Origin of the sequence: uncultured Mucilaginibacter sp., assembly GCF_903913935.1 — a bacterium.
Taxonomy (GTDB): Bacteria; Bacteroidota; Bacteroidia; order Sphingobacteriales; family Sphingobacteriaceae; genus Mucilaginibacter.
This window is the reverse complement of sequence record NZ_CAIWNH010000139.1, coordinates 1-3719: the sequence shown is the minus strand read 5'-3', so window position 1 is coordinate 3719 and position 3719 is coordinate 1. Positions and strand designations below refer to the sequence as shown.

The window sequence follows — 3719 nt, the reverse complement described above, 5'->3', positions numbered from 1 at the left end:
TTTTTGATCTTGTCGTTTTCCAATTGACTTAAATAAGCATTGGATATGCCTGATTGGGTTTCAACCTCCCTTAAAGAAAGCCGGCGTAGTTCCCGCGCTTCTTTTAATAACCCCCCCAGTGTTTTTTTCTCTGCTGCCATACTGCAAAGCTATATAATCTAATTCTAATACGCAAGTGCTAATTTTATCAATCTATAAATCAAGCAATTGCTAATTATATCAAATATTTATTTAGCAAATGCTTGATATAATTAGCAATTGCATTATATTTGCAGTATCCTTAATTAATTTAAATATGGAAAATCAAAATAAGGGGGCAGGCCTTTCAACTGCCAATCAGTTTTTAAAGCTTATCATCGAGGGTAAAACTTTCGACTGGAAAGAGCAGTACATTTTAGGTAAACAAGTCCGTGAATTGGGTAGTGCGCCTGAAGAAAGTAAAACGTTCCTTGCCATTGAAAAGCCTTGGGTCGATGAACACATCGGTGACGATGACAAAGTAGACCTTGCGCGGCCCGGTATTGAACAGTTCTATTTTAAACGTTTATTGCTGCTAACCATTAATGGCCAAACCTACAAATGGTACGAACAGTACATAACCGGCATTGAAGTTCGGAAGTTGGCAGGTATCGTTGCGGATGAAAAATTGTTCCTGGCGATTGAAAAACCCTGGGAGGATGAACATATCGCGGATGAAACGAAAGTTGATTTGGCACGCCCGGGCATTGAACACTTCTATTCCAAAAAGGAGGGGCCAAAAAAAGTGACGATCACCATCAACCAGAATCCTTTCGAGGTAGTGCCTGGTGTCCACACTGTTGCCGATTTAAAGGCCATCGGAGGGGTTCCATTAGCCTATGACCTAGATCAGGTCATCAACGGCAAGTTAACACCTTTGAAAGACGATGGCAAAGTGGATATCTACGGCGGTGAGCAATTCATCGGCCATGTTAAGGACGGTTCATCATCTTAATCTGTTTAACATGAAATTTTCAGAAGAACAAATCGCTGAACTCAAGGCAATCATCCCCTCCGTTAGCTATGCTAACGAGGGGGGATATGATTATCTCCTGCTGGAAAACCTGGTTTTGCCTGACGGGTGCCAACCCGGTGTAGTTGATGCGCTGCTTTGCCCTAATCCACGGGAGGGGTACCAGTCGCGGCTATTTTTCGCCAGTAAGATTACCGGTGGCCCGCAACGCAACTGGAATGGTAATATACGGGCTTTAGGCCGCAACTGGTATGCGGTATCCTGGGCGACCAAACCAGGTTTGAAATTGGTCGAAATGTTATCTATTCATTTGAAAGCACTAAGGCACCCATGAAAAATATAAAAACGGTAATAAAAATGAGGTTGCCTGGCAGCCTTTACCAATGTATGCTAGCCGATCTAAAAAGGTCACACAAATTTGCTTATGAACGTGTCGGGTTTGTATACGGCAAAACCACAGTATTAAGCGATGGCACGTATCTGATCAATTATACAGAATATCATCCGGTAGCCGATGAACATTACATAGAGGATGAAAGCGTAGGGGCGCGAATCGGCTCGGCTGCTATTCGCGGAGCTATGCAAATAATATTAGACGAAAATTTCAGCGGCTTTCACATTCACTTGCATAACCATATTGGCCAGCCCCGGCCGAGTGGGGATGATAAAGAGGGATTACCGGGTGTTGTCGAAAGCTTTGCTAATGTAAATCCGAATCAGCCACATGGAATTTTGATTTTAAGTAAAGATTCCTTTTACGCGCTGGTAAAGGTAAACGGAGAAAAACATTTTGTGATACCCGAGATAATCGCCGCTGTGCAGTACCCGATGGTTTTACAGTTTCCTGGTGCGCATACCTTGCGGCAAAGTAACGTATTGCAGCGGCAGTCATTTTTAGGCGAACGCTCAACTTCAATTTTTGCGCATCTAAAAGTCGTAATAGTTGGCCTTGGTGGTGGCGGATCTCACTTAGTGCAGCAATTAGCCCATCTGGGTGTAAAGCATTTCATACTTTTTGATTTTGATCGGGTGGAAGACTCAAATCTTAACCGGCTAGTCGGAGCTTATTTTGAAGATATTGCCCAAGCACGCTTAAAGACAGAAATCGCCAGACGTATGATCCTAAATATCAATCCCGAGGCAGATGTTAAAATTGTTAATTCGCGCTGGCAGGAAAACGCAGAGGCACTACAGGTTGGCGATGTGGTATTTGGTTGCGTGGATACCTATGAAGGCCGGAGCCAACTCGAAGCAGAATGCCGTAGGTATTTGCTGCCATTCATTGATATAGGCATGGATGTGCATAAAAGCGTTGAGTGTAACCAGATTTCAGGGCAGGTCATACTATCTATGCCTGGTCAGGCCTGTATGCGATGCATGGGGTTTATTACCGAAGAAAAGCTGGCTACCGAAGCGGCCAAATACGGTAACGTAGGTGGAAGGCCACAAGTTATTTGGCCAAACGGATTACTGGCATCATCAGCTATCGGTATTTTCACGGATTTGGTAACAGGCTGGTCCGGTCAGAAAAATAGGTTGGTTTATATAGCTTACGATGGAAATACTGGTTTATTGAATAACCATATCCGGTTAAACTTTATGGAGGATATGTGTACGCACTATAGTTTATTGGATTTAGGTCAACCTGTCTTTAAAAAACTTTAAGTTTTATTACACCCATATTAATCTAATATTTACCATTTTTCCTATTTTTTGGTGAATATTAGATTCCAAATATTTATCACTTTTTTAAATAGAACCGGTACAAATATGGTACAACAAAATTTTGACATTCGCTTTTTTGTTTGTAAATTGCTCACCGTAAATAAGATACAAGTTATTTTTTCAAGATAAGCGTAAGACTCATAATCTTTTGGTCCCTGGTTCGAGCCCAGGTGGGCGCACAACTTACCCTTTGTTCGGGTCTTAAAACCCCTTAAATAGCTTATTTAAGGGGTTTTTTCATTTATTATCCCCTCAACAACCCTTAAGAAAGCCAAACTTCTGTGCACTTAACTGAGCACCTGTTTTAAGTATTTAACTTAGTGCTCAGTTTTGATCTTATGTGCTAATTAACAGCATTTTACAAGGAATAGAAATCTTTGAAAGCTGAATGATTGCAAATTATCGCCAGCGCAATACAGCGTGGCCATAACCAACAAAGGATCAAATTAAAATTATATTTTATGAAAACTGCACAATCGTTTCGAATTCACTTTGTCTTAAGGGCGTATTTAGCCAAAAATGGAAAAGCACCACTTTATGTCAGCGTAACCGTAAATAAGGAAAAATGCCTGATCGGGTTAAAACAAAGTATTGACCTCAATAATTGGGATACTGAAAAAGGTATTCCTAAAGGAAACCGTGAACAGGTTAAAACGCTGAACAGCTATTTGGACGAAGTTAAATTAGCGCTTGGCAACTGCTATAAGGATTTAATGCTTAAAGGACGGTTGCCGTCTGCAACCGCCGTCAAAAATCTTTACCTCGGAGAAGCTGACGAAGGTTTCACGCTGAGTAAGCTTTTTACTTACCATAACGAATCTTCTACCGAAGACTTGAAATGGAGTACCCTTAAGCATTATTACGTCACCCAAAGGTATTTAGTAAAGTTCCTGGGAGATTCTTATAAAGTCTCTGACATATACCTTAGAGAATTGAATTATAAATTCGTTAAGGATTTTGAGGTTTACCTTCGTAACCATAAGCCAAAGGATCACCAAAAGCC

Annotated in this window: 5 protein-coding genes; 4 read left to right on the top strand and 1 reads right to left on the bottom strand. The window is 41.1% G+C overall.

Annotated elements, in window-relative coordinates; genetic code table 11:
- The coding region (locus QZY09_RS24685) for a helix-turn-helix domain-containing protein (protein WP_367119167.1) at nucleotides 1-140 on the bottom strand (140 nt) is incomplete at its 3' end.
- A 98-nt stretch (nucleotides 141-238) separates the two neighbouring features.
- On the opposite strand from QZY09_RS24685, the gene QZY09_RS05325 reads away from it, so the two are divergent.
- The 4 genes from QZY09_RS05325 to QZY09_RS05310 form a co-directional block, all read left to right on the top strand.
- Nucleotides 239-973, top strand: coding sequence for a multiubiquitin domain-containing protein (locus QZY09_RS05325; RefSeq protein WP_295669177.1), 735 nt, complete (start codon nucleotides 239-241; stop codon nucleotides 971-973).
- A 10-nt stretch (nucleotides 974-983) separates the two neighbouring features.
- Nucleotides 984-1325: a hypothetical protein gene (locus tag QZY09_RS05320; RefSeq protein ID WP_295669174.1), complete on the top strand. Its 342-nt coding sequence runs from the start codon at nucleotides 984-986 to the stop codon at nucleotides 1323-1325.
- Complete coding sequence (locus QZY09_RS05315; RefSeq protein ID WP_295669172.1) at nucleotides 1322-2656, top strand: ThiF family adenylyltransferase; 1335 nt, start codon at nucleotides 1322-1324, stop codon at nucleotides 2654-2656. Before QZY09_RS05320 ends, QZY09_RS05315 begins: the two co-directional genes overlap by 4 nt.
- Before the next feature lie 521 nt (nucleotides 2657-3177).
- On the top strand, nucleotides 3178-3719 hold a 542-nt coding region (locus QZY09_RS05310), incomplete at its 3' end, for a phage integrase SAM-like domain-containing protein (RefSeq protein ID WP_295669168.1).

What these genes read in the sequence shown, in the direction of transcription:
- QZY09_RS05315 (WP_295669172.1), top strand. Translation starts at nt 1,322, where the DNA reads ATGAAAAATATAAAAACGGTAATAAAAATGAGGTTGCCTGGCAGCCTT.
- QZY09_RS05320 (WP_295669174.1), top strand. Translation starts at nt 984, where the DNA reads ATGAAATTTTCAGAAGAACAAATCGCTGAACTCAAGGCAATCATCCCC.
- QZY09_RS05325 (WP_295669177.1), top strand. Translation starts at nt 239, where the DNA reads ATGCTTGATATAATTAGCAATTGCATTATATTTGCAGTATCCTTAATT.